The 26,340-nt window shown below is 66.8% G+C and carries 12 protein-coding genes; 6 read left to right on the top strand and 6 right to left on the bottom strand.

The window, feature by feature from the left end:
- On the top strand, positions 1-3,772 hold a 3,772-nt coding region (locus RV045_RS08735; protein ID WP_423235396.1), incomplete at its 5' end, for an SdrD B-like domain-containing protein.
- Positions 3,773-3,903: 131 nt separating this feature from the next.
- On the opposite strand, the gene rpsT is transcribed toward RV045_RS08735, so the two are convergent.
- On the bottom strand, positions 3,904-4,206 hold the full coding sequence (rpsT, locus tag RV045_RS08730) for a 30S ribosomal protein S20 (protein ID WP_423235395.1): 303 nt from the start codon (positions 4,204-4,206) through the stop codon (positions 3,904-3,906).
- A 140-nt stretch (positions 4,207-4,346) separates the two neighbouring features.
- Here rpsT and murJ point away from each other — a divergent pair, with 140 nt between their 5' ends.
- From murJ to RV045_RS08705, 5 genes are all read left to right on the top strand, one after another.
- Positions 4,347-5,903 (top strand): murein biosynthesis integral membrane protein MurJ, encoded by a 1,557-nt coding sequence (murJ, locus tag RV045_RS08725; RefSeq protein WP_423235394.1) that lies wholly within the window; start codon positions 4,347-4,349, stop codon positions 5,901-5,903.
- A gap of 40 nt (positions 5,904-5,943) precedes the next feature.
- On the top strand, positions 5,944-7,131 hold the full coding sequence (locus RV045_RS08720; protein ID WP_423235393.1) for an AI-2E family transporter: 1,188 nt from the start codon (positions 5,944-5,946) through the stop codon (positions 7,129-7,131).
- Positions 7,124-7,897 carry an HdaA/DnaA family protein gene (locus RV045_RS08715; protein ID WP_423235392.1) on the top strand — a complete coding sequence of 258 codons (774 nt, stop codon included), beginning with the start codon at positions 7,124-7,126 and terminating at the stop codon, positions 7,895-7,897. The genes RV045_RS08720 and RV045_RS08715 overlap by 8 nt, the downstream gene beginning before the upstream one ends.
- A gap of 34 nt (positions 7,898-7,931) precedes the next feature.
- Positions 7,932-8,948, top strand: a complete 1,017-nt coding sequence (locus RV045_RS08710) for a 1-aminocyclopropane-1-carboxylate deaminase (protein ID WP_423235391.1) — start codon at positions 7,932-7,934, stop codon at positions 8,946-8,948.
- Positions 8,949-9,210: 262 nt separating this feature from the next.
- Positions 9,211-18,570, top strand: coding sequence for a VCBS domain-containing protein (locus RV045_RS08705; protein WP_423235390.1), 9,360 nt, complete (start codon positions 9,211-9,213; stop codon positions 18,568-18,570).
- A gap of 77 nt (positions 18,571-18,647) precedes the next feature.
- Here the strand turns inward: RV045_RS08705 and RV045_RS08700 are convergent, their stop codons facing one another.
- From RV045_RS08700 to RV045_RS08680, 5 genes are read right to left on the bottom strand one after another with little or no spacing between them, the layout of a single operon-like run.
- On the bottom strand, positions 18,648-19,637 hold the full coding sequence (locus tag RV045_RS08700) for a hydroxymethylglutaryl-CoA lyase (protein ID WP_423235389.1): 990 nt from the start codon (positions 19,635-19,637) through the stop codon (positions 18,648-18,650).
- The gene (locus RV045_RS08695; RefSeq protein WP_423235388.1) at positions 19,634-21,376 is read right to left on the bottom strand and encodes an AMP-binding protein; all 1,743 of its coding nucleotides are present in this window, start codon (positions 21,374-21,376) and stop codon (positions 19,634-19,636) included. The genes RV045_RS08700 and RV045_RS08695 overlap by 4 nt, the downstream gene beginning before the upstream one ends.
- On the bottom strand, positions 21,373-23,514 hold the full coding sequence (locus RV045_RS08690; protein ID WP_423235387.1) for an ATP-binding protein: 2,142 nt from the start codon (positions 23,512-23,514) through the stop codon (positions 21,373-21,375). Before RV045_RS08690 ends, RV045_RS08695 begins: the two co-directional genes overlap by 4 nt.
- Positions 23,515-23,525: 11 nt before the next feature.
- Positions 23,526-25,133 carry a carboxyl transferase domain-containing protein gene (locus RV045_RS08685; protein WP_423235386.1) on the bottom strand — a complete coding sequence of 536 codons (1,608 nt, stop codon included), beginning with the start codon at positions 25,131-25,133 and terminating at the stop codon, positions 23,526-23,528.
- A gap of 13 nt (positions 25,134-25,146) precedes the next feature.
- The gene (locus tag RV045_RS08680; protein ID WP_423235385.1) at positions 25,147-26,325 is read right to left on the bottom strand and encodes an isovaleryl-CoA dehydrogenase; all 1,179 of its coding nucleotides are present in this window, start codon (positions 26,323-26,325) and stop codon (positions 25,147-25,149) included.
- Positions 26,326-26,340 lie beyond the last annotated feature (15 nt).

Raw genomic sequence — 26,340 nt, 5'->3', positions numbered from 1 at the left:
CTATACCGGCCAGTACGGCAAGGTGGTCCTGGACGCCAATGGCCAGTGGACCTACACGCTGGACCAGAGCAAACCGGCCGTGACCGGCCTGAACGACGGCGGCAAGCTGACCGATACGGTGAAATACTTCACTGAAGATGGCACCGTGCACAGCATCACCGTGGCCATCAACGGCCAGTCGCTGCCCAGCACGGCGGGCATCAACGGTCTGGTCTTCAAGGACATGAACGACAACGGCGTGCGCGAAGCGGGCGATACCGGCATCGCGGGCGTGGGCGTGCAGCTGCGCCAGCCCGATGGCACGCTGGTGGCCGAAACCACCACCGACGCCAATGGCGCTTACAGCTTCAAAAACCTGGCCGCCGGGCAGTATGTGGTGGATTTTGTCGAGCAGAGCGCCGCACTGAACGGCCTGAAGCTGGTCTCGGCCAACCAGGGCAATAACACCGATCAGAACAGCGATGTCACCAACACCGCCTGGAACGCCACGGGCACCCTGACGCTGGCCCAGGGCCAGGTGCTGAACCATGTGGATGCGGGCTATTCGCCGCCGCAGCAGGCGGTGGTGCAGAAGGGCACTGTGTCCGGCACGGTGTGGAACGACACCAACAACGACGGTATTCACCAGGCGGGCGAAGCCGGTGTTGCCGGGGTCACGGTGGACCTGCGCATCGCCGGGGGCACGACGTCGGTGGGCACGACGACGACGGACGCCCAGGGCAACTACAGCTTCAAGGACGTGGCTGCGGGCAACTACTTTGTGGACTTTGCCGAAGACAAGGGGCCTCTGGTGGGCCGTAACTTCGCATCCGGCCTGCAGGGCGGCGACCACAGTGTCGACAGCGATGTGACCAACTACACGGCCGGCTGGACGGGCAACTTCGCGCTGCCTGCAGGCGGCAGTGTCGAGCACATTGATGCGGGCATCCGTCCGCTGCCTGTGGCCTCCAGCGTGTCGGGCTCGGTGTGGAACGACGCCAACAACGACGGCATCCGCCAGGACGGTGAATCCGGCATTGCCGGGGTCACGGTGGATCTGCGCATCGCGGGAACCCGAACCTCTGTCGCCACGGTCACCACCGACGAGAAGGGCAACTACACCTTCAGCAACGTCAAGGAAGGCAACTACTTTGTTGACTTCGCCGAAGACAAGGCGCCGCTGGTCGGCCGCAGCTTCACCGCCGCCGACCAGGGCAGCGACGACGCCAGGGACAGCGATGTCACCAACGCCCAGATCGGCTTCACGAACGACTTCTCGCTCAAGACCGGCCAGGCGGTGGAGCACCTGGACGCAGGCATCCGCCCGGCTTCCAGCGTGTCCGGTTCGGTGTGGAACGACACCAACAACGACGGCATCCGCCAGGCGGGAGAGGCCGGGGTTGCCGGGGTGACGGTCGATCTGCGCACCGCTGGCACTATCAACTCGGTGGCCACGGTCACGACCGACGCCAGCGGCAACTACACCTTCGATAACGTCCGGGAAGGCAAGTATTTTGTCGACTTTGCCGAAGACAAGGCCCCGCTGATCGGCCGCAACTTCGTCTCGGGCCTGCAGGGCAGCGACGCCAGCACCGACAGCGATGTGACCAACTACGCCGCTGGCTGGACGCACGACATCACCGTCGCTCCCGGCGCCTCGGTGCAGCACATCGATGCGGGCATCCGCCCCATTGTGCCGAACAGCGTGTCAGGCAAGGTCTGGCTGGACGGCAATAACGATGGCCAGGTCGGCAGCGGCGAAAAAGGCCTCGGCGGCGTGACCGCGGTCCTGTACACCACCGATGCTTCGGGCAACGCCATGCAAACCGCCGTGGCCACCACCACCACGGCGGCAGATGGCAGCTACACCTTCAGCAACGTCGCTCCGGGCCGCTATTTCGTGGATTTCAACGAAAGCCAGCTGCCTTCTGGCGTGCGCTTCCACACCGGCGGAACGTCGGATGTGCGTGACAACAGCAACTCCGGCTGGAGCGCGCCGTTCACGCTGTCGCAAGGCCAGCAGGTCAGCATCGACGCGGCGGCTTCTGAAAACATGGGCTCCACCATCAAGGGCATCGTCTGGCAGGACGCGGGCGGCGGCAAGGGCTACTGGGCGGCGAGCCAGGGCAGGCCGGGATCGAACAATGGCCATCTGAACGACAACGAGATTGGGGTCACAACGCCGGGCATGCAGGTCGATCTGGTGACCAAAGACGGCCGGGGTGAGAACATCTACAAGACGACCTATCTCGACTCCAGAGGCGAGTACCGTTTTGAGGGTGTGACCGAGCCTGGCACCTACTACATCATGTTCAACCGCAACGCGGCCAATCCCACCCCTTTCTGGATGACGGGCGAGGCCTCCGGTGACACAAACAGGGGCACTCAGGTGACCGGGCCGTACTGGGGCTCCAGCCACCTGGGCTACACGGACGTGTTCCGGGTGTCGGGTCAAGGGGGCGAAGTGATCCAGCGCAACGGGGCGTACCAGAGCCCGATCGCGCTTGATCTGAACAACGACGGCCAGATCAATACGGCCGGTCTGGATGCGGCCGGGCACGCCTTTGATCTGCTGGGCACCGGCGATAAGGTGCACTCGGGCTGGCTGGCCAAGGGCGATGGCTTCCTGGTCATCGATACCAACCACAACGGCAAGATCGACAGCATCAACGAGATGTTCGGTGGCGCTCTGGGGGCCGGTTTTGGCAAGCTGGCCAAATACGACACCAATGGCGACGGCTATATCAATGTCCATGACGCCGAATTTGGCACCTTCAAGGTCTGGGTGGATACCAACGGCGACCGCATCACCGATCCGGGCGAGCTGAAAACGCTGGCTGAGGTGGGTATCGTCGCGCTGAAAGTCTCTTACGAGATCGACCCCAGCAACGACGGCCACGGCAACATCGTGATCGAGAAGAGCACGGCCATCATGGCCAACGGCCACGAAGTGCTGATGGGCGATGTCTACTTCCAGGTCGACATGGGCACGCTGAGCGAAGCCAACCTGGCGGCGCTAGCCAAGTCTGCTGCGGAATCCGAGGCGCACCTGGCCACGCTGACCGATGCCGAGCGCGCTGCCATCGCCCAGGGCCAGGCGGACACGGATGCCCACAAAGCCACCGAAGTCGATGCCCACAAATCGGCCGCGCATGACGATGTGCCGGTGGTGGCGGACACGCACGAGGTGGCGGGCCACGACGACGTGCCCGTCATTGCCGACACGCACCAGGTGATGGGGCTGGATGCGCCTGTGGTTCCTGCGACGGTGGACAGCCATGCCGCCGCCGACAGTCACGCGCTGGCGTCTGATCTCAAGACGGTGCTGACCGAGGCGCGTCCCATGCTGGAGGAGCTGGCCGAAAACCACGGCTTCATCGCCAGCAGTTTCGACGCCGCGCCGCTGATGGCCGATGTCTTCACCTGGGCCAGCACGCAGATCGGCGATCCGGGCGAGCCCCACGTCACCGTCATCCCCGATTTCAATGCGGCGGCGGTGGAGGAGGGCGGCGACGTGCTCAACCTGAAGGATCTGCTGCAGCCGGCCGATCAGGCCGCCACGCAGGATCTGTCGCAGTTCCTGCACTTCGAGAAATCCGACGAAGGCACGGTGATCCACATCAGCCAGTCGGGCGGCTTCGCGCAGGATGGCTCCAACGTGTCCAGCACCGAGAACCTGCAGATCGTGCTGCAGAACGTCGATCTGACGCACAGCATGCACGGCACGCCGCTGACCGACCATCAGATCATCAATGACCTGATGAAGGTGGGCAAGCTGGTGACCGATCTCTGAGTCAGAGGTGAGGGGCTGCCCTGCAGCCCCTGTTTGGGCCCGGGCCGTTCTGGCCTGGGCTTTTTTTGCCGTGTGGCGCAGACGCAAAAAAACCAGCCATCGGCTGGTTTTTTTGTGGGGCAGCGGGCGGCTTAGGCGGCAGCGACCGACAGGGCGCGGACCTGCTGCGACAGGCGACGCTTGTGGCGCGCGGCCTTGTTCTTGTGGAAGATGCCTTTGTCGGCCACCGAATCCAGCACCGACTGGGCGTTCTGGAAAGCGGCTTTGGCCTGGTCGGCGTTGCCCGTGGCAACCGCCTTGCGCACGTTCTTGACGGCGGTGCGGAACTTGGAACGCAGCGCGGTGTTGGCGGCGTTGAGCTTGACATCCTGGCGGGCGCGCTTGCGGCCGGATGCCAGACGAACGGTTTTTTTCTTTTTCGCAGAAGTGGCCATGGTGTGTCTTGAAAGGAAAGGGGTGAAAACCAGATGGCCAGATCGGCCGCAAAGCCCAGTCAGGGCATAATCGCGGGATTGTAGCAGGGCTGTCCGGGGTACGCAACGAATCCCGCGGCCTCGCGTGTTTGGATGACTGTATGAACCTGTTCCGGGCCGCCTCGCTGGTCTCTTTTCTGACCCTGCTGTCGCGCATCACGGGCCTGGTGCGCGAGCAGATGGTGGCCGCCATGTTCGGCGCCAGTGCCGTCACCGACGCCTTCAACGTCGCCTTCCGCCTGCCCAACCTGCTTCGGCGCCTGTTCGCCGAAGGGGCTTTTTCGCAGGCCTTTATTCCGCTGTTTGCCGCCACCCGCGCCCGCGATGGCGACGCCGCCACGCGCGATCTGCTGGACGCCGTGGCCTCGGTGCTGGTCGCCGTGCTGCTGGCGGTGTCGATACTGGGTGTGGTTTTTGCGCCCGTGCTGCTGTGGCTGATGGCGTCTGGCCTGCAGGCCGAAGACCAGGCGCTGTGGATGACGCGGGTGATGTTCCCCTACATCCTGCTGATGTCGCTGGTGGCGCTGGCCGCCGGGGTGCTCAACACCTGGAAGAAGTTTGTGGTGCCTGCGGCCACGCCGGTGCTGCTCAACCTGTCGATGATCGCCTGCGCGGCGCTGCTGGCGCCGTGGTTCAGGCGCCATGGCATCGAGCCGATTTACGCCATGGCGGTCGGGGTGATGATCGGCGGCGTGCTGCAGCTGGCGGTGCAGCTGCCCGCGCTGTGGCGCCTGGGCATGGTGCCGCGCCTGCACCTGACGCCGGGTGGGCTGCGCCGCTCCTGGCATCACCCGGGCGTGCGCCATGTGCTGCGCCAGATGGCCCCGGCGATTCTGGGCGTGTCGGTGGCGCAGATTTCGCTGCTGATCAACACGCAGCTGGCGTCTCACGTGGGGCCGGGCGCGGTCTCCTGGCTGACTTACGCCGACCGGCTGATGGAGTTCCCCACCGCGCTGCTGGGCGTGGCGCTGGGTGTGGTGCTGCTGCCCCAGCTGTCGGCCGCGCGGGCGAAAAACGAGCTGGGCCAGTACTCGCAGCTGCTGGATTGGGGCCTGCGCCTGGTGCTGCTGTTCAGCCTGCCCTGCGCCGTGGCGCTGCTGCTGTTTGGCGAGCCGCTGGTGGCGGTGCTGTACCACTACGGCGCCTTCCGCCCGGTGGATGTCGCCGAGACGGTCGTGTCGCTGCAGGGCTACGGCGTGGGCCTGCTGGGTCTGGTCGCCATCAAGGTGCTGGCGCCGGGTTTTTACGCGCAGCAGAACCTGCGCACACCGGTGAAGATCGCCGTGGCGGTGCTGGTGCTGACGCAGCTTCTTAATATCTATACCGTGCCGCGCTTTGGCCAGGCCGGGCTGGCGCTGTCGATCGGCATTGCCGCGCTGTGCAACGCGGGCCTGCTGCTGACCGGGCTGCTGCGCGGGGGGCTGTATCAGCCTCAGCCGGGCTGGGGGCTGCTGGTGCTGCGCATCGTCATTGCGGCGCTGCTGCTGGCCGGGGCGCTGTACTGGATGCAGCATCACTGGAGCTGGCTGACCCTGCCCAAAGGCCAGCGCGTGGCCATCGTCAGTGGCTGTCTGGCGGCTTCGGTTGGCCTGTATTTCGCGGCCCTGGCGCTGCTGGGCCTGCCCTGGTGGCGTATGCTGCGCCGCGCTGCCCTCTAACTGCCCTTTTAACCATCCTGCCTTTGCTGGAGTTGCCCGCATGAGCCCCGAGCCCCGACCCTCCCGGCACAGCCTGTTTCCGCCGGGCTGGAACAGCCGCGCCACCTGGACCTGGCTGGCCTTGATCGTCCTGACGCTGTGGTTGCTGTGGCTGCTGGCGCCCATCCTCACGCCTTTTGTGGTCGGCGTGGTGCTGGCCTATGTGCTGCAGCCGGCCGTTCGTGCCCTGGTGGCGCGGCGGGTGCCGCCCTCGCTGGCGGTGGTCGGCGTGCTGGTGCTGGTCATCCTGTCGCTGCTGTCGCTTTTTCTGCTGCTGGTGCCAGTGGTGATGACGCAGGTGCCCAAGCTGGTGACGCAGGTGCCGCTGCTGGCCGAGCGTTTCAACGACACCGTGGCGCCGCTGCTACAGCGTCTGGGGCTGGACGTGCAGATCGACGTCGCGGGCGTGCGCCGCCTGGTGCTGGAGCATTTCCAGGTCAATTCCGAGGGCTGGATGACCCAGGGCCTGGCCTGGCTGCGGACGGGCAGCGGGGTGGCGCTGTCGGTGCTGGGCAATGCGGTGCTGATTCCGCTGGTCACCTTCTTCATCCTGGCCGATTTCGCCACGCTGTCAGCCAAGGCCAAACGCCTGGTGCCGCCGCGCTGGCTGCCTGCGGTGCAGTCCTTCATGGCCGAATCCAACGAGGCGCTGGGGCAGTATCTGCGCGGCCAGCTCAGCCTGATGCTGGTGCTGGCGGCCTACTTTTCCATCGGCTGGTCCATGGTCGGCCTGAGCGTGGCGCTGCCCGTGGGCGTGTTCACGGGTCTGGCCTTCTTCATTCCTTATGTGGGACCGGGCCTGGGCATTCTGCTGGCGACGCTGTCCGCGCTGCTGGACGCCACAGGCTGGGGCACGGTGGCGGGGGTGATCGGTGTGTTCATCACCGGCCAGCTGCTGGAAAGCTTTGTGCTGACCCCGCGCCTGGTGGGCGAGCGCCTGGGCATGAGCCCGGTGGCGGTACTTTTTGCGCTGATGGCGTTTGGCCACCTGCTGGGCTTCACCGGCGTGCTGATCGCGCTGCCCGCCAGCGCCGTGCTGCTGGTGGCGCTGCGCCGTGCCAGCGGCTGGTACCTGGCCAGCGATATTTACACGGGCGATGACACGCAGGACGATGCTGACAACGACAGGCCAGGCGGTGCTGACGCCGTAAACCCGTCGCGCCGCAATCCCAGTGGCCGTGATGCCTGACGCCGTGGGCCAGCGGCCTCAGCGCCAGCTCAACCTGCCGCTGCTGCCCGAGACCGAACCCCGCCTGGCCACGCTGCGCCCCGGCCCCAACGCCCTGGCGCTGCAGCAGGTGCTGCAGTGGCTGGACGATCTGCCTGCCGGGCCTGACGCTGACGCCTCCAGCGTGGTCAGCCCGCTGTTTGTCTGCGGGCCGCAGGGCAGTGGCAAGACGCATGTGCTGCGCGCGCTGTACGCCGAACTGCAGTCGCGCGGCGTGGGTTGCGCCTGGTTTGACCCGCGCGCCGACTGGACGCCAGTGCGCCAGCCGCACTGGCGCGTGCTGTTTTTTGACGGTCTGGACGCCGTACAGGGCGACGGCGTGGCCGCGCGCGCCCGCCAGGAGACCCTGTTCGCACTGATGGGCCAGGTCTGGTCGGCGGGCGGCACCTGGGTGGGCAGCGCTCAGCCCGCGCCGGGCCGTCTGGCGCTGCGCGACGACGTGCGCACCCGCCTGGCGTCGGGCACCGTGTGCGCCTGGCAGCCGCCGGGCGAGGCCGACATGGCGCGCATCCTGCAGGATCTGGCTGACGAGCGCGGCCTGCACCTGCCGCCCGAGGTGCTGTCCGACATGCTGGCCCGCCTGCCGTGCCGCCTGTCGGTGCTGCGCGGTGTGCTGGTCCAGCTGGACGAGTGGACGCTGTCGCAGCACCGCGCCATCACGCGGCCGATGCTGCGGCAGTGGCTGGCGCAGGCCGGGCCGCTGACCGACCCGCTGTCTGGGCTATGATGGTCAGACCATTTTTACAGCCCCGGAGACCCGCATGAATCTGACCCAGTTTGACCGCTATCCGCTCACATTCGGCCCCACGCCCATCCAGCCGCTCAAGCGGCTTTCGGCCCATCTGGGCGGCAAGGTCGAGCTCTTCGCCAAGCGCGAGGACTGCAATTCCGGCCTGGCCTTTGGCGGCAACAAGACGCGCAAGCTGGAATACCTGATCCCTGACGCCATCGCCGGGGGCTACGACACGCTGGTGTCTATCGGCGGCATCCAGTCCAACCAGACGCGCCAGGTCGCTGCCGTGGCCGCGCACCTGGGCATGAAGTGCGTGCTGGTCCAGGAAAACTGGGTGAACTACAGCGATGCGGTGTACGACCGCGTGGGCAACATCGAGATGTCGCGCATCATGGGCGCCGAGGTCACGCTGGACGCCGCCGGGTTCGACATCGGCATCCGCCCCAGCTGGGAGCAGGCCATGGAATCCGTGCGCCAGCGCGGCGGCAAACCCTTCCCGATTCCGGCGGGCTGCTCCGAGCACCCCAAGGGCGGCCTGGGCTTTGTCGGCTTCGCCGAAGAGGTGCGCGCCCAGGAGGCCGAACTGGGCTTCAAGTTCGATTACATCGTGGTGTGCGCCGTCACAGGCAGCACCCAGGCCGGCATGGTGGTGGGTTTTGCGGCGGACGGCCGCGCCGACCACGTGATCGGCATCGACGCTTCGGCCAAGCCCGAGGCCACGCACGCCCAGATTCTGCGCATTGCCCAGAACACCGCCAAAATGGTCGAACTGGGCCGCGACATCACCGCCGCCGATGTGGTGCTGGACACGCGCTACGGCGGCCCCGAGTACGGTCTGCCCAGCGAGGGCACGCTGGAAGCCATCCGCCTGTGCGCCCGTCAGGAAGGCATGCTGACCGACCCGGTGTACGAGGGCAAATCCATGCACGGCATGATAGCGCGCGTGCGCAACGGCGAGTTCCCGGCCGGATCGCGCGTGCTGTACGCCCACCTGGGCGGCGTGCCTGCGCTCAACGCCTACAGCTTCCTGTTCCGTAACGGCTGACGTTGCACGTGGCGGCCTGCCACGGCGGCTTGTCCCTGATCCAGCCCGGGTTGATCCCGGGTTTTTTTATGGTTGTGGCGTGAATTGTTCACGTCCCTGTGGCCGCCCACAACAGCCACACCTCAGCGTTGATGCCAGTCTGTAAAAAATGCAACGGGTAGCGCAATACGTTACACAAGCGCGCCGAGCTTTGGCACAATGGCGCCCATCTTCCCGACCACGGGCGTTTACGCTGAATCTGTTTTTCTCTTAAGGAATACGCATGGCCACCTACATCCTGACCAACGTTGTCTCCCAGTCGCCTGACCTGACCGTCACGCGCAACGCTGATGGCTCGTTCACGCTGACCCATCCGTATGGTGTGGACACGCTGCTCCCGGACCTGACGGGCACCTACCAGCGTAACGAGCTGTACAAGGCCCTGCCGCAAGCCGAGTACTACAAAAACGCCGATGGCTCGCCCAAGCTGGATGCCAAGGGCGAAATCCTCTACATCCCCCAGACGTCCTACCCGCTGATCTACACGCTGGCCAACCCGGCCAACCTGACCCAGACCGCGCGCGTCAACTACTCCTGGAACATCGTCGGCGCCGACGACGCCCCCACCATCACCGGCACCACCAGCGGCGCCATTTTTGAAGATGCCGTGACCCTGACCGTGACGGGCACCGTCAACGTGGTCGATCCCGATCTGAAGAACGGCGTGGCTTACCAGAACGGTACCGTTGCCGCCACGGGGCTGAAGGGCACTTACGGCTCGCTGTCCATTGACGCCAGCGGCCACTGGACGTACACGCTGAACAACAGCGCCGCCAACGTGCAGTCGCTGCCGGCCGGCGTCAAGGTCACCGACGTCATCAATGTGACGGCGGGCGACGGCAAGACGCCCATCCCCATCACCGTGACCATCACCGGCGTGAACGACATCGCCACCGTGAGCAGCGCAACGGGCAAGCTGACCGAAGGCCAGACCACCATCCTGAACGGCAAGCTGACCGTGGTGGACGTGGACGCGGGCGAAGCCATCGTGGGCAAGGTCAACGGCACGACCGTGTCGGGCGATACGACGATCAAGGGCACCTACGGCACGCTGCACCTTCAGCCCGACGGCACCTGGACCTACCAGCTGGACAACTCGCTGGCGGCGGTGAAGGACCTGCGCGCGGGCGCCACGGCTGACGAGACCTTCAACGTGGTCAGCAAGGACGGCACGGGCACGGGCAAGATCACCATCACCATCAGCGGCATTGACCAGACGGTCAGCATCAACGATGGCAAGGCGGTCTTCACCGAAGACGCCCAGCCCTTCGTGCAGAGCGGCAAGCTGGTGGGCACCGATGCGTCGGGCAACGCCGTCGTGTTCCCGGCGGGCACCCAGGACAGCATTTACGGCACGTTTGTGCTGAAGGCGGATGGCAGCTGGACCTACACGCTCAAGAACGACAGCGATGCCGTGCAGTCGCTGGCCCAGGGCGATGTGCGCACCGAGAAATACACCATCACGTCGGGTGAAGTGACGACCACCGTCAACATCACCATCAACGGCGTGAACGACGTGCCCACCATCACGGGCACCAGCACGGCCACGGTCACCGAGAACAACGGTGCCGCTACGCCTGTGACGGCCGAAGGCACCCTGACCGTGGTCGACAAGGACCACGACCAGAGCGGCACCACGGCGGGCAACTACCAGGGCCAGTACGGCACCATCGCGCTGGACGCCAAGGGCCACTGGGTGTACACGCTGGACAACAAGCGCCCCGACGTGGTGGCGCTGCTCAACGGCCAGAAGCTGACCGACACCGTGGTCGTGCGCACCCTGGACGGCACCGAGAAGCCCATCACCATCACCATCAATGGCACCAGCACCGGCGTGACCGTCAACGACGGCAAGGTCACGCTGGTGGAAGACTCCAACAACTACGTGGGCACCGGCAAGCTGGCCGGCAACGACGCCAACGGCCAGGCGCTGGTCTTCCCGGCGGGCACCAAAACGTCCGATTACGGCACCTTCACGGTGGATGCTGCTGGCAACTGGCGCTATGTGCTGAACAACAGCGCCGACAAGGTCCAGGCCCTGCCCAAGGACGCGACCATCACCGAAACCTATGATCTGACGACCACGGCGGGCATCAAGACCCAGGTGGTCGTGACGGTGGTGGGCGTGAACGACGCCCCCACCATCACCGGCACGGCGACGGGCACGGTCATTGAAGACACCACCCTGAGCACCAGCGGCAAGCTGACCGTGGTGGACAAGGACACCGGCGAATCGGCCCTGATCCCGGGCACGACGGCGGGCACCTACGGCTCGCTGGTGCTGCAGGCCGACGGCAGCTGGGTGTACACCCTGGACAACGCCAAGGCCCAGCCGCTGCAGCAGGACGAGACCAAAACCGAAGTCTTCAAGGTCCACACCGTGGACGGCACCGAGACGACCATCACCGTGACGGTGAAGGGCGTGAACGACGTGCCCACCATCACGGGCACGACGACCTCCTCGGTCACCGAGAACAACAACACCGGCGTGGTGACGACCACGGGCACCCTCACCGTGGTGGACAAGGACCACGACCAGAGCGGCACCACCGCCGGCACCTACACGGGCACCTACGGCAAGGTGGTGGTGGACGGCAGCGGCCACTGGACTTACACCCTGGACCAGAGCAAGCCCGGCGTCACCAGCCTGAACACCGGCGACAAGCTGACCGACACCATCAAGATCAAGACGACGGACGGCACCGAGCAGGCCATCACCATCACCATCAACGGCGACACCAGCCTGACCGTGGTTGACCAGGCCACGCTGAACGCCCACCCCACCGTGGGCGTGGAAGACACGACGCTGGCGCTGGCCTGGAACCTGTTTGGCGTGACCGGCTCGGGCACGCCGTCGATCAAGGTGACCAGCCTGCCGGCAGATGGCGTGCTGCAGTTCAACGGCCACAATGTGACCGTGGGTGAAACCATCAGCAAGACCGACATTGACGCGGGCAAGCTGGTCTTCAAGCCGGACGCGAACGAGTCGGGCATTGCCGCCTTCAACGCCCCGGGCGTGGGCAACGAGAAGAACGATTACGCGCAGTTCAGGTTCCAGGGCGTGGAAGGCACGGCGACGACGGCCGAGCGCACCGCCACCATCGACATCAAGCCGGTGACCGACCAGCCCACCTGGGGCCCGGTCAACCAGACCGTGACGGTGACCACCCAGTCGGCCAACACCCATGGCCATGTCAACTACTTCGAGAACCTGAACGACGGCGAAGCCCAGGGCTGGCGCGCGTATAGCTCGGCCACGCCGAACGTGACTGCGCGCACCGAAATCCTGCCCGAAACCTATTACGGCGCCAGCGACCCGAGCCGCAAGGTTCTGGAAGTGGAATCCGACCCGGGCGTCAACACCCTGGGCCGCACTTTCGCGACCAAGGCCGGTGCCACCTACACCTTCGAGCTGGATTATTCCGCCCGTGCCGGTGTGACCGAGGGCACCAACAGCGAACTCACCGTTTTGGTCAACGGCAAATCCATCGGCGTGATGAACACGCACACCGTGAACTGGTCGCATCACAGCTTCACCTTCCAGGGGTCGGGCTCTGACCTGATCGAGCTGCGCTCGACCGATGCCAATGCCCAGGGCGGCATCGTGGACAACATCGCGCTGACCAGCAACGCGGCGTACAGCAGCGGCCTGGTGCGCGAGGTGTGGACGGGGCTGAATATCCCGGTCAGCGCAGGCGGCGTGGGCGCCGACCTGAACGTGGTCGAGAACGCCGTTGAATCGGCCGGTGCGGCCAACCGCACGCAGAACATCACCGACCTGAGCCTGGCCAGCGTGCCGGCCGGCGAGACCAGCCGCGTGACGGGCCTGATCTACCTGGAGAAGGGCCACACCTACACCTTCACGGGCGCGGCCGATGACAGCTTCCGCCTGGAAGTGGGCGGCGTGACCACCGTGGCCAGCGCCACCTACGGCACCAACGGCGGCCGTTTCAGCGGCACCTTCACGCCCACCGAAGACGCGTGGCACACCCTGACGGTGTTCCACCGCAACGAATCGGGCCCGGGCAGCCTGGACGTGAACGTTAGCGTGGACGGCGGCGCGGCCAAGGATCTGAACGCCAGCAACTTTGCCCTGGCCAAGAACCTGGCCGACCTGACCAGCGCGGGCATCCAGGTCAGCGCCCTGCAGGAGAACGCCTCGGGTGAGGGCGGCTACTACGTGTCGCAGAAGACCTCGTCGACGACGACCGTGACGGTGGTGTCGGACGGCACGCAGCCGATCGAGATCACCACGCTGGAGAACATTCCCCAGGACATCCCCAAACTGACGCCGAAGTTCTTCGACAACGACGGCAGCGAGGTCGAGAAGATCTTCATCAAGGGCCTGCCGGCGGGCTTCCGCCTGGTGGACGGCCAGGGCCACGGCTACACCATCACCGAGGCCAACGCGGCTGCGGGGGTGCCGGTGTACAGCAACAAGGGCTCTGCGTCTGGCAACTGGGATCTTTCCACGCTGGAAGTGATTCCGGCCAAGGATTTCGTGGGCACCGTGAACGCCATCGCCGTGGCGACCAGCCAGGACGTGGGCGACGTGGAGAAACACGCCGACCTGCCGATCAAACTGACCTGGACGCCGGTGGACGTGGTGACGCTGGGCACGCCCGCCGTCATCACCGGCACGGCCACGGGCACCGTGGTGGAAGACACCACGCTGAGCACGAGCGGCAAGCTGGTCGTGACCGACCCCGATGCAGGCCAGGCTGCCCTGATCCCGGGCACGCAGACGGGCGCTTACGGCTCGCTGGTACTGCAGGCCGATGGCACCTGGAAGTACGACCTGGACAACGCCAAGGCCCAGCCGCTGCAGCAGAACGAGACCAAAACCGAAGTGTTCCAGGTCCACAGCGTGGACGGCACCGAATCGACCATCACCGTGACGGTGAAGGGCGTGAACGACGTGCCCACCATCACGGGCACGACGACGCAGACGGTCACCGAGAACAACAATACCGGCGTGGTGACCACCACGGGCAAGATCACCGTCGTCGATGCCGACCACGACCAGAGCGGCGTGACGGCCGGCACCTACACGGGCGCCTACGGCAAGATCATTTTTGGCGCTGACGGCACCTGGACGTACACGCTGGACCAGAGCAAACCGGCGGTGACCGGCCTGAACGACGGCCAGCATCTGACCGACACCATCACCTACAGGACGCTGGACGGCACCCAGGAGACGATCACCGTCAACATCAACGGCAAATCGCTGCCGGATACCGCCGCCATCAACGGCCTGGTGTTCAAGGACCTGAACGACAACGGCATCCGCGACACGAACGACACGGGCATTGCGGCCGTGGGTGTGGAGCTGCGTGACGCCGCAGGCAAGCTGGTGGCCACGACCACCACCGACGCCAGCGGGGCTTACCACTTTGGCAACCTGGCCGCAGGCCAGTATGTGGTGGACTTTGTGCAAAGCAGCGCTGCGCTGAGCGGCCTGAAGCTGGTGGCCGCCAACCAGGGCACCGACCCGACGCACAACAGCGACGTGACCAACATCGCCGCGAACTCCACCAGTGTGCTGGCTCTGGCCCAGGGCCAGACGCTGAACAACATCGACGCCGGTTACGCGCCGCCGCAGGTCGGCACCGTGTCGGGCACGGTGTGGAACGACACCAATGGCGACGGCATCCGCCAGGCGGGCGAGGCCGGTATTGCCGGCGCGACGGTGGATCTGCGCATCGCCGGGGGCACGACCTCGGTGGGCACGACCACGACCGACGCCAACGGCAACTACAGCTTCACCAACGTCAAGGCCGGCAACTACTTTGTGGACTTCGCCGAAGACAAGGCCCCGCTGCTGGGCAAGACGTTCTCGGCCGCCAACCAGGGCAGCGATGACAGCAAGGACAGCGATGTCACCAACGCCACGGCGGGCTGGACGGGCAACTTCGCGCTGGCCGCGGGCGGCGCGGTCGAGCACGTGGACGCGGGCATCAACACCTCGCGCACGTCGGCCATCACCGGTCTGGTGTTCAAGGACCTGAACGACAACGGCATCCGCGACACGAACGACACGGGCATTGCGGCCGTGGGCGTGGAGCTGCGCCAGCCGGACGGCACCCTGGTGGCCAGGACCACCACGGACGCCAGCGGCGCCTACAGCTTCACCAGCCTGGCGGCTGGCCAGTATGTGGTGGATTTTGTGGAGGGCAGCGCCGCGCTGAACGGCCTGAAGCTGGTCGCCGCCAACCAGGGCAGCGATGCCACGCGCAACAGCGACGCGAGCAACACCGACTGGAACGCCACAGGGGTGCTCAACCTGGCCCAGGGCCAGACCCTGAGCAACATCGACGCCGGTTACGCGCCGCCCCAGAAGGGCACTGTGTCGGGCACGGTGTGGAACGACACCAACAACGACGGCATCCACCAGGCGGGTGAAGCCGGGATTGCCGGTGTTGTGGTGGACCTGCGCATCGCGGGCGGCACCACATCGGTCGGCCAGACCACGACGGACGCCAACGGCAACTACGTGTTCAACAACGTCACGCCGGGCAACTACTTTGTGGACTTTGCCGAAGACAAGGCGCCTCTGGTGGGCCGCAGCTTCGCATCGGCCCTGCAGGGCAGCGACCGCAGCGTGGACAGCGACGTGACCAACTACACGGCGGGCTGGACGGGCAACTTCGCAGTGGCTTCGGGCGGCAGTGTCGAGCACATTGACGCGGGCATCCGTCCGGTTCCCGTGGCCTCCAGCGTGTCGGGCTCGGTGTGGAACGACACCAACAACGACGGCATCCGCCAGGCGGGCGAAGCCGGGATTGCTGGCGTCACTGTTGACCTGCGCATCGCCGGAACCCGGACCTCGGTGGGCACGACCACGACGGACGCCAACGGCAACTACACCTTCAGCAACGTCAAGGAAGGCAGCTATTTTGTTGACTTTGCCGAAGACAAGGCGCCGCTGATCGGCCGCAGCTTCACAGCCGCGCACCAGGGCAGCAACACCGCCGTGGACAGCGATGTCACCAACGCCCAGATCGGCTTTACGGACGACTTCACGCTGAAGACCGGCCAGTCGGTGGAACACATTGACGCGGGCATCCGCCCGGCCTCCAGCGTGTCGGGCTCGGTGTGGAATGACACCAACAACGACGGCATCCGCCAGGCGGGTGAAGCCGGTATTGCTGGCGTGACCGTTGACCTGCGTGTGGCTGGCACCATCAACTCGGTGGCCACGGTCACGACCGATGCCAACGGCAACTACGTCTTCAACAACGTCAAGGAAGGCAATTACTTTGTTGACTTCGCCGAAGACAAGGCGCCGCTGATCGGCCGCAACTTCGCATCGGGCCTGCAGGGCAGCGACCGCAATGTGGACAGCGACGTGACCAACTACGTCGCAGGCTGGACGCACGACATCAGCGTCACCAGTGGCAACTCGGTGCAGCACATTGACGCGGGCATCCGCCCCATCCTGCCGAACAGCGTGTCGGGCCTCGTGTGGCTGGACAGCGACAACGACCGCCAGTTCACCGCCGGTGAAAAAGGCATCGCGGGCGTGACCGCCGTGCTGTACGCCACCGACGATGCAGGCAACGCCATGAACAAAGTGGTGGCCACCACCACCACGGACGCCGATGGCCGCTACACCTTCACCAACGTGCCTGCAGGCCGCTATTTCGTGGACTTCAACGAAAGCCAGCTGCCTTCCGGCGCCCGCTTCTACGGTGGTGGCGCGTCTGAAATTCGTGACAGCAGCAACTCCGGCTGGAGTTCGCCGTTCACGCTGGCGCAAGGTCAGCAGGTCAGCATTGATGCGGCGGCGAGTAATGTGCCTCAGTTTGGTACTATTATTACCAAGTCGTCGACTCCGCTTGGCTGGGGTGCTTATGTTGAGTTGAAGGATGCTGTGACCCAGCAGGTTGTCAGGCATTACGACTATCCCAACAACACAAGCAATTACACATTCAACGATGTACCGCCCGGCCAGTACTATCTTATTGTGCGAGCAGCTGGTATGCTGGCTGGTGGTGACATTGTTGACCGTTGGGCCAGTAGTGGGGCTTTCTACAATACAGGTTCTACCGCTGTATTCACTGTTGAAGGCGGTCAAACTTATACCAAATTGTTTAACGCGCAATCCCCGATCGCCATTGATCTGAACGAGGATGGCCTTATCAACACCGTGGGTGTTGAGCACGCCGGTGACCACAAGTTTGATCTGCTGGGCACGGGCGACAAGGTGAAATCGGGCTGGCTGGCCAAGGGCGATGGTTTCCTGGTCATTGACACCAACCACAACGGCAAAATCGACAACGTGAACGAGATGTTCGGTGGCGCGATTGGCCAGGGTTTTGCCAAACTGGCCAAGTTTGATACCAACGGCGACGGTTACATCAACGTCCAGGACAAGGACTTTGGCGAGCTGAAAGTGTGGGTGGATGCCAATGGCGACCGCATCACCGATCCGGGCGAGCTGAAAACCCTGGCCGAAGTGGGCATCGTGGCCATCAAGGTGGGTTACGAAATTGCTCCGGGCAGCGATGGCACGGGCAACGTGGTGATCGAGAAGAGCTACGCCATCCGCGCCGACGGCAGCCATGTGCTGCTGGGCGATGTCTACTTCCAGTTGGACAGCGACAACCTGAGCCAGGCCAACGTGGATGCCCTGGCCAACCAGGCCGCAGCCAGTGCCGAAGCCGTGGCCAGCCTGACCGAAGCCGAGCGTGCTGCGATTGGTCTGGCCCAGAGTGCGGCCCTGTCCGGCGCGCAGCTGGAGCATGGCACCAGCGGCAGCGACGTGTTCGCCATCAACCTGGACAGCAACGGCCACCTGCACGCCGGAACCGCGCTGCTGGTGAAGGGTTTTGGCACCGCCAGCATCGCTGACGGCGGCGACGCCCTGGACCTGCGCAACGTGGTCAACCTGAAGGACGGCGCCGCGCACAGCGATTACGTCAGCTTCGAGGCGGTGAAGGACGGCAGCGGCACCGTGGTGCACATCATGAGCAATGGCGATGGCGTAGAAACCGCCGCCGTGCTGCTGCAGGGTGTGGACCTGACCGCAGGCGGCACGCTGAGCGACAGCGCCATCGTGTCGCAGCTGGAAAACACCGGCAAGCTGTTCCTGTCGGGCGGCAAGGGCGTTGAAGTGGTCAGCGACAGTGTCGCCACGACCCCCGATGCGTCGGCCACCGACGCGAGCACCGCTGTTGACACGCACCACACGGCGCTGGTCGATCACGGCCAGGCCCTGCTGGCCGACGTGCTGGACATCGCCCTGGGTCACGCGGGCGCCGACAAGGCGGCTGCCGACACCTCGTCGCTGAAGGGTCTGCTGCAGGCGGGCGAGAGCCTGCATCTGGCCGACCTGCTGCCCACGGCCAGCAATGGCCAGGTGGATCTGACGGCGCTGCTGGGCGGTCTGCCCACCGGCACGACGGCCAGCGATGTCAGCCACGCGGTGCAGACGGTGACGACGGCCCTGGCCGACAGCAGCAACAGCCTGCACACGGTGGTGACCGACGCGCTGGGCGCGCTGGGCGGCGACCCGCAGCAGCTGGTGGCCGAGCTGACCCGCCTGGGCGACCAGCTCAAGACGCAGCAGCAGCACAGCTGATCCGTCTGAGCTTTGGCTCAAAAGCCAGTCCGCGCAAGCGGGCTGGCTTTTTTTACGCCCGCACGGCCCGGCTGTCGTCAGAAATCGGCGGGTTTTCGAATCGACGCATGCGCAGATGTTGCCGCCTGCTGTGCTGGCGCCTGCCCCCGCAGCGCCTGCGCCGCCCGCGATGCGGGCGCGCGGCCGATCTGGTGGCTGATCCAGGCGCCGGTGTCGGCCAGGCGGGCCAGATCGACGCCGGTCTCCACGCCCAGGCCCTGGAACAGCCAGACGAGGTCTTCGGTGGCGACATTGCCGCTGGCGCCCTTCGCGTAGGGGCAACCGCCCAGGCCCGCGACCGCGCTGTCGAAGCGCCGCAGCCCGAACTGCCACGAGGCGTAGACGTTGGCCACGGCCATGCCCCAGGTGTCGTGGTAATGCCCGGCCAGCAGCGCCGGGGGCACTTCGCGGGCGACGGCGTCCAGCATGGCCAGGATGCTGCGCGGCGTGCCGACGCCGATGGTGTCGCCCAGCGAGACCTCGCAGCAGCCCATCTGGTGCAGGTCGCGCGCCACGGCCGCCACCTGTGCGGGCGCCACCGCGCCGTCGTATGGGCAGCCCGCCACGCAGGAGACATAACCGCGCACGTCCACGCCCTGCGCTGCAGCGCGCTCGAGCACCGGCGCGAAGCGCGCCATCGATTCGGCGATGCTGCAGTTGATGTTGCGCTGCGAGAACGATTCCGACGCCGCCGCGAACACCGCCACATGGCGCGCCCCAGCGGCCACAGCGGCCTCGAAACCGCGCAGGTTGGGCGTGAGCACCCAGAAGCGCGGCGCGCCCGGCCGTCCGGCCCACGCGGCGCTGACCGCCCGTGTCAGCCCGGCGTGGTCGGCCATGGCGGGCACCCACTGCGGCGAGACAAAGGCCGTGGTCTCGATCTCGGTCAGGCCGCAGGTGGCCAGACGCTGGACCAGCTCCAGCTTGGTCGCCGTGGGCAGCTGCGCGGCGGCGGGCTCGTTCTGCAGGCCATCGCGTGGGCCCATTTCGATCAGGGTGACGGCATCGGACGCGGGACTGGAGCTCATGCGGGGTCTTTCAGTTCGGCCTGCAGCGCTTCGCGCAGGCGGAATTTCTGGATCTTGCCGGTGACGGTCAGCGGGAATTCGCTCATGAAGCGCACATGGCGCGGGATCTTGTGGTGCGCGATCTGACCCTGGCAGAAGGCGCGCACGCCCGCCGCGTCCAGCGCCTGTCCGGGCTTGAGGATGATGCAGGCGCACAGCTCTTCGCCCATGCGCGCGTCGGGCACGCCGACCACCTGCACGTCCTGGATGGCGGGGTGGCGGTAGAGAAACTCTTCGATCTCGCGCGGGTAGAGGTTCTCGCCGCCCCGGATCACCATGTCCTTGATGCGACCGACGATCTGGCCGTAGCCCGCCGCGTCGATCTGCGCCAGATCGCCGGTGTGCATCCAGCCGTCTTCGTCGATGGCCTGGCGCGTCTGCGGATCGTCGTCCCAGTAGCCCTGCATGACGCTGTAGCCGCGCGTGCAGAGTTCGCCCGTGGCGCCGCGCGGCAGGGTTTCGCCCTCGGGGCCGGTGATTTTCACCTCGCAGTGCGGGTGGATGCGGCCCACGGTGCTGACGCGGCGCTCCAGCGGGTCGTCGGTCTGGCTCTGGAAGCTGACGGGCGAGGTTTCCGTCATACCGTAGGCGATGGTGATGTCGCGCAGGTTCATGCGCGCGATGACCTGGCGCATGACCTCGATGGGGCAGGGGCTGCCCGCCATGATGCCGGTGCGCAGCTGCGGGGTGGCGAAATCCGCGAAGCGCGGGTGATCCAGCAGCGCGATGAACATGGTCGGCACGCCGTGCAGCCCGGTGCAGCGCTCGTCCTGCACGGCCTGCAGCGTGGCCAGGGGCTCGAAGCCCGGCGCCGGGTAGACCAGCGCCGCACCGTGCGTCAGCGCCGCCAGGTTGCCTAGCACCATGCCAAAGCAGTGGTAAAGCGGCACGGGCACGCACAGCCTGTCTTCGGGCGTCAGACGCATGGCCTCGCCGACAAAATAGCCGTTGTTCAGGATGTTGCGGTGGGTCAGCGTCGCGCCCTTGGGCCGCCCGGTGGTCCCCGAAGTGAACTGGATGTTGATGGGCTGGTGGCGGTCCAGCCGCGCTTCGCAGGCCGCAATGGCCTGCACTTCGGCCGCGCTGGCAGGCTGGCACAGCGACTCAAACGCCACCATGCCGCGCGTGAGCGCCTGGGCCTGCGCGGCGTCCACCCCCCCGGCGTGGCCGCCGGGCAGCAGCGGCAGTGCGACGATGTGGCGCAGCGCGGGCAGGGCGGCGCAGTGCAGCGGGCGGCGGGCGTCGTGGCCGACCAGCTCGGGGATGAGATCGTGCAGCATCTGCGCGTAAGCGCTGGTCTTGAACTGCACGGCGGTGATCAGGGCGGCGCAGCCGACCTTGTCCAGCGCGTAGATCAGCTCGTCGCGGCGGTAGGCGGGGTTGATGTTGACCAGCACCAGACCCAGCCGCGCCGTGGCCAGCTGCGCCAGCAGCCACTCGGCGCAGTTGGGCGACCAGATGCCCACGCGGTCCCCCGTCTGCAGCCCCAGGCGCAGCAGCCCGGCGCACAGGTCCTGCACGCGGCGGCCCAGCTCGGCATAGGTCCAGCGCACCTGCTGGAAGGACACGACCAGGGCCTCGCGCCCGGCGTGGCGCTGGCAGACTTCGGCCAGCAGTGCGCCCAGCGTGCGCTCGTCCAGCGGCGGATCGCTGGCCCCGATGACGTGGCTCAGGGCGGGATCGGGCGGGGCGGCGCTCATGCGGCAGGCTCCAGATCCAGCAGATCCACCCCATCCCCGACCTGGTCACCGACGGCGCAGTTCAGCGCGGCCACCACCCCGGCGTGGGGTGCGGTCAGGGTGTGCTCCATTTTCATGGCCTCCATCACCGCCAGTGGCTGTCCGGCTTCGACGCGGTCACCGGCCTGGACCAGCAGCGCGATCACCTTGCCGGGCATGGGGGCGCGCACATGGCCCGCGCCGCCCTGCGCCGCATCGGCGTCGGGGCCGGGCAGGATGCGCTCCAGCGTCCAGTGTCCAGCCTGCGCGCCGCTGGCCACCAGCACGTGCACGCGCGCGGCCTGACCCGGCTGCATGTCGGGCAGGGTGGTGGCCTGCCAGCGCTGGCCGTCCTGCAGGATCTGCCAGTGAATCAGGCCTGCCGTCGCCGCGCTGTCGCCGGGGCGGGATTGCACTTCGATGTCCTGCGCCACTCCTGCGGCATCCATGAGGCGCCAGCACGGCGTGCCAGCAGGGTCGCCGGTCCCCTGAGCAGGCCGGGCCTGAAGCCGCCACAGGCTGTCCAGCTGCACGCCGTCGCTGGCGTGGGCCACGCGGCGAAGTCGGACGGGGATGGCGGCTTGTGCGTCGTTCAGGCGCCAGCCTGTCGCGGTGTCGGCGTTGACTTCGGCGCCGCCCGCCAGCGCATGGGCCCAGGCGCTGCCCGGTGCGGGCGCTGCGCGGGTCTGCGCGTCCAGGCGGTGCAGGGCCAGTGCGGCCAGCGCCTGCACGGCGTCCGGCACGGGAGCGGGCGGCGGCACCAGGCGCTCCAGCTCGCGGGCGATCAGGCCGGTGTCCAGGCGCGCGGCGGCGAAATCCGGGTGCCCGGCCAGACGCTGCAGAAAGCCCAGGTTGTGCGTCACACCCACGATCTGGTACTGCGCCAGCGCCGAGAGCAGGCGCTGCAGCGCCTCGCTGCGGCTGTCGCCGTGGACGATGAGCTTGGCGATCATCGGGTCGTAATGTGGCGTGATGGTGTCGCCGCTCTCGACCCCGGTGTCGATGCGCACCTGGCGGCTGGCGGGCGGCGGCTGGACGTGCTGAAGCAGGCCGGTGGCGGGCAGGAAGCCGTGGTCGGCGTCTTCGGCGTAAATGCGCACTTCAAACGCATGGCCCTGGCAGGGGATGGCGTCCTGTGCCAGCGGCAGGGGCTCGCCCGCCGCGATGCGCAGCTGCCATTCGACCAGGTCCAGGCCGGTGATCATTTCGGTCACCGGGTGCTCGACCTGCAGGCGGGTGTTCATCTCCATGAAATAGAAGATCAGTTCGCCGCCGGGCTGCTGTTGCGCGATGAACTCGACCGTGCCCGCACCGACATAGCCCACGGCCAGCGCCGCATCAACGGCGGCCTGGCCCATGGCGGCGCGCTGGCCGGGCGTCAGGCCGGGCGCGGGCGCTTCCTCGATGACCTTCTGGTAGCGGCGCTGCATGGAACAGTCGCGCTCGTACAGGTGGACGGCGTGGCCCTGCGTGTCGGCAAAGACCTGAACCTCGATGTGGCGCGGGTTCTCCAGGCATTTTTCGACCAGCACGCGCGCATCGCCAAAGCTGCTGGCTGCTTCACGCTGGCAGCTCGCCAGGGCGGCGGCGAAATCACAGCGGGCATCGACGCGGCGCATGCCTTTGCCGCCGCCGCCTGCGCTGGCCTTGATCAGCACCGGGTAGCCGATGGCGTCGGCCTCGGCCTGCAAAAGCGCGCCGTCCTGGTCGTCGCCGTGGTAGCCGGGGGTGAGCGGCACGCCCGCGCGCTGCATCAGCGCCTTGGACGCCGATTTGCTGCCCATGGCCTCGATGGCGCTGGCCGGCGGGCCGATGAAGGTGATGCCGGCGGCCTCGCAGTCGCGGGCGAAGGCGGCGTTTTCGGACAGAAAGCCATAGCCGGGGTGGATGGCCTGCGCGCCCGTGTCGCGGGCGGCCTGCAGGATGGCGTCGGCGCGCAGATACGATTCGCGCGCGGCGGCGGGCCCGACGCAGACGGCTTCGTCGGCCAGGCGCACATGGCGGGCGTTGCGGTCGGCTTGCGAGTAAACGGCGACGGTGGCGATGCCCATTTTGCGGGCGGTCGCAATGACGCGGCAGGCGATTTCGCCCCGATTGGCGATGAGGATTTTCGTGAACATGGGGGCCTTCCTCACATGCGGAACACGCCAAAGCGCGTGGGCGCAATGGGCGCGTTCAGGGCGGTGGCCAGCGACAGCGCCAGCACGCGGCGGGTCTGCGCCGGGTCGACGATGCCGTCGTCCCACAGGCGGCTGCTGGCGTAATAGGGGTGGCCCTGGGTCTCGTACTGCTGGCGGATCGGCGCTTTGAAGGCTTCTTCCTCGTCAGCCGACCAGGCGCCGCCTTTGGCTTCGATGCCGTCGCGGCGCACGGTGGCCAGCACGCTGGCGGCCTGTTCGCCGCCCATGACGGCGATGCGCGCGTTGGGCCACATCCACATCAGGCGCGGGCTGTAGGCGCGGCCGCACATGCCGTAATTGCCCGCGCCGTAGCTGCCGCCTATCACCAGGGTGATCTTGGGCACCTGCGCCGTGGCCACCGCGGTGACCATTTTGGCGCCGTGCTTGGCGATGCCGTCGCTTTCGTACTTGCGCCCGACCATGAAGCCGGTGATGTTCTGCAGGAAAACCAGCGGAATGCCGCGCTGCGCGCACAGCTCGATGAAGTGCGCGCCCTTCTGCGCCGATTCGCCAAACAGGATGCCGTTGTTGGCGACGATGCCCACTGGCATGCCCTGGATGTGGGCAAAGCCGGTGACCAGGGTGGGGCCGTAGCGGGCTTTGAACTCGTCGAAGCGCGATCCATCGACCACGCGGGCCAGCACCTCGCGCACGTCCCAGGGCTTGCGCGTGTCCACGGGGATGATGCCGTAAAGCTCTTCGGCGTCGTAGAGCGGCGCCTCGGGCGTGGCCAGTTCCAGCCGCGCGCCGGGCGGGCGGTTGAGCGTGGCCACCACCTGGCGGGCCAGCACCAGCGCGTGGGCGTCGCTGTCGGCCAGGTGATCGCACACGCCCGAGATGCGCGTGTGCACGTCGCCGCCTCCCAGGTCTTCGGCGCTGACGACTTCGCCTGTGGCGGCGCGCACCAGCGGCGGTCCACCCAGGAAGACGGTGCCCTGGTGGCGCACGATGATGGCCTCGTCGCTCATGGCGGGCACGTAGGCGCCGCCTGCGGTGCACGAGCCCATGACCACGGCGATCTGCGCGATGCCGCGTGCGCTCATATTGGCCTGGTTGTAGAAGATGCGGCCAAAGTGTTCGCGGTCGGGGAAGACCTCGTCCTGATTGGGCAGGTTGGCCCCACCCGAATCGACCAGGTAGACGCAGGGCAGGTGGTTTTCGCTGGCGATCTCCTGCGCGCGCAGGTGTTTTTTGACCGTCATCGGGTAGTAGGTGCCGCCCTTCACGGTGGCGTCGTTGGCGACGACCATGCAGGGGCGGCCGTGGATCTGGCCCACCCCGGCGATCAGCCCGGCGCCGGGGGCGGCGTCGCCGTACTGGCCGTGGGCGGCGAGCTGGCCGATCTCAAGGAACGGCGAGCCCGGGTCGAGCAGGGCGTCCACCCGGTCGCGCGGCAGCAGCTTGCCGCGCGCCACGTGGCGGGCGCAGGCGGTTTCGCCCCCGCCCTGGCGCACGCGGGCGGCCTGGGCGCGCAGGTCATCAACCAGCGCGCGCATGTGGGCGCTGCTGGCGGCAAAGGCATCGCTGCGCGGTTTCAGCGCAGAAGTCAGAACGGGCATGGTGGTGCTCCTGTCAGGCGGTTTCGCTGAACAGCTCGCGCCCGATCAGCATGCGGCGGATCTCGGAGGTGCCCGCGCCGATCTCGTACAGCTTGGCGTCGCGCCACAGGCGTTCCACGGGGAATTCTTTGGTGTAGCCCACGCCGCCCAGCACCTGGATGGCTTCGCCCGCCATCCAGGTGGCTTTTTCGGCCAGATACAGGATGACCCCGGCGGCGTCCTTGCGCAGTGTGCGGTCGTGGTCGCGCCGGTCACAGGCCTGGGCCACGGCGTAACCGTAGGCACGGCAGGCCTGCCAGGTGGTGTACAGATCAGCGATCTTGCCCTGCATGAGCTGGAATTCGCCAATCGCCTGGCCGAACTGTCTGCGCTCGTGCACATAGGGCAGCACCGCGTCCATGCACGCAGCCATGATGCCCAGCGGGCCACCGGCCAGCACGGTGCGCTCGTAATCCAGCCCCGACATCAGCACCTTCACGCCCTGACCGACGCCGCCCAGCACCTGCTCTTTGGGCACGCGGCAGGCGTCAAAAAACACCGGCCAGGTGTTGGAGCCGCGCATGCCCAGCTTGTCCAGCTTCTGCCCGAAGGACAGGCCGGGGAAATCCTTCTGGACGATGAAGGCGGTGATGCCTTTGGGTCCGGCCGCCGGATCGGTCTTGGCGTAGACGACCAGGGTGTCGGCGTCGCCGCCGTTGGTGATCCACATCTTGCTGCCGGTCAGGGCGTAGTGATCGCCCTTGTCCTCGGCGCGCAGCGTCATGCTGACGACGTCGGAGCCCGCGCCCGGTTCGCTCATGGCCAGCGCGCCGACGTGCTCGCCGCTGATGAGTTGGGGCAGATAGCGCTGCTTTTGCGCCTCGGTGCCGTTGCGGTGGATCTGGTTGATGCACAGATTGCTGTGCGCGCCGTAGGACAGCCCGACCGAAGCCGATGCGCGCGAGACCTCTTCCAGCGCGATCATGTGCGCCAGGTAGCCCATGGCGCTGCCGCCGTAAGCCTCGTCCACCGTCAGGCCGTGCAGGCCCAGATCGCCCATTTTGCGCCACAGGTCGGCGGGAAAGAGGTTGTCTGTGTCCACCTGCGCCGCGCGGGGCGCGATTTCGGTGGCGGAAAACTGGGCGACGCTGTCGCGCAGCATGTCCAGGGTTTCGCCGTGGTCAAAGCTCAGGCTGGGCAGGTGTGGGCTCATGGGATCTCCGTTAGG

Origin of the sequence: Amphibiibacter pelophylacis (genome assembly GCF_037688875.1) — a bacterium.
In the GTDB taxonomy this organism is placed as follows: Bacteria; Pseudomonadota; Gammaproteobacteria; order Burkholderiales; family Burkholderiaceae_C; genus Amphibiibacter; species Amphibiibacter pelophylacis.
The sequence above is the reverse complement of the archived record's forward strand: the minus strand, read 5'-3'. Positions and strand labels throughout refer to the sequence as shown.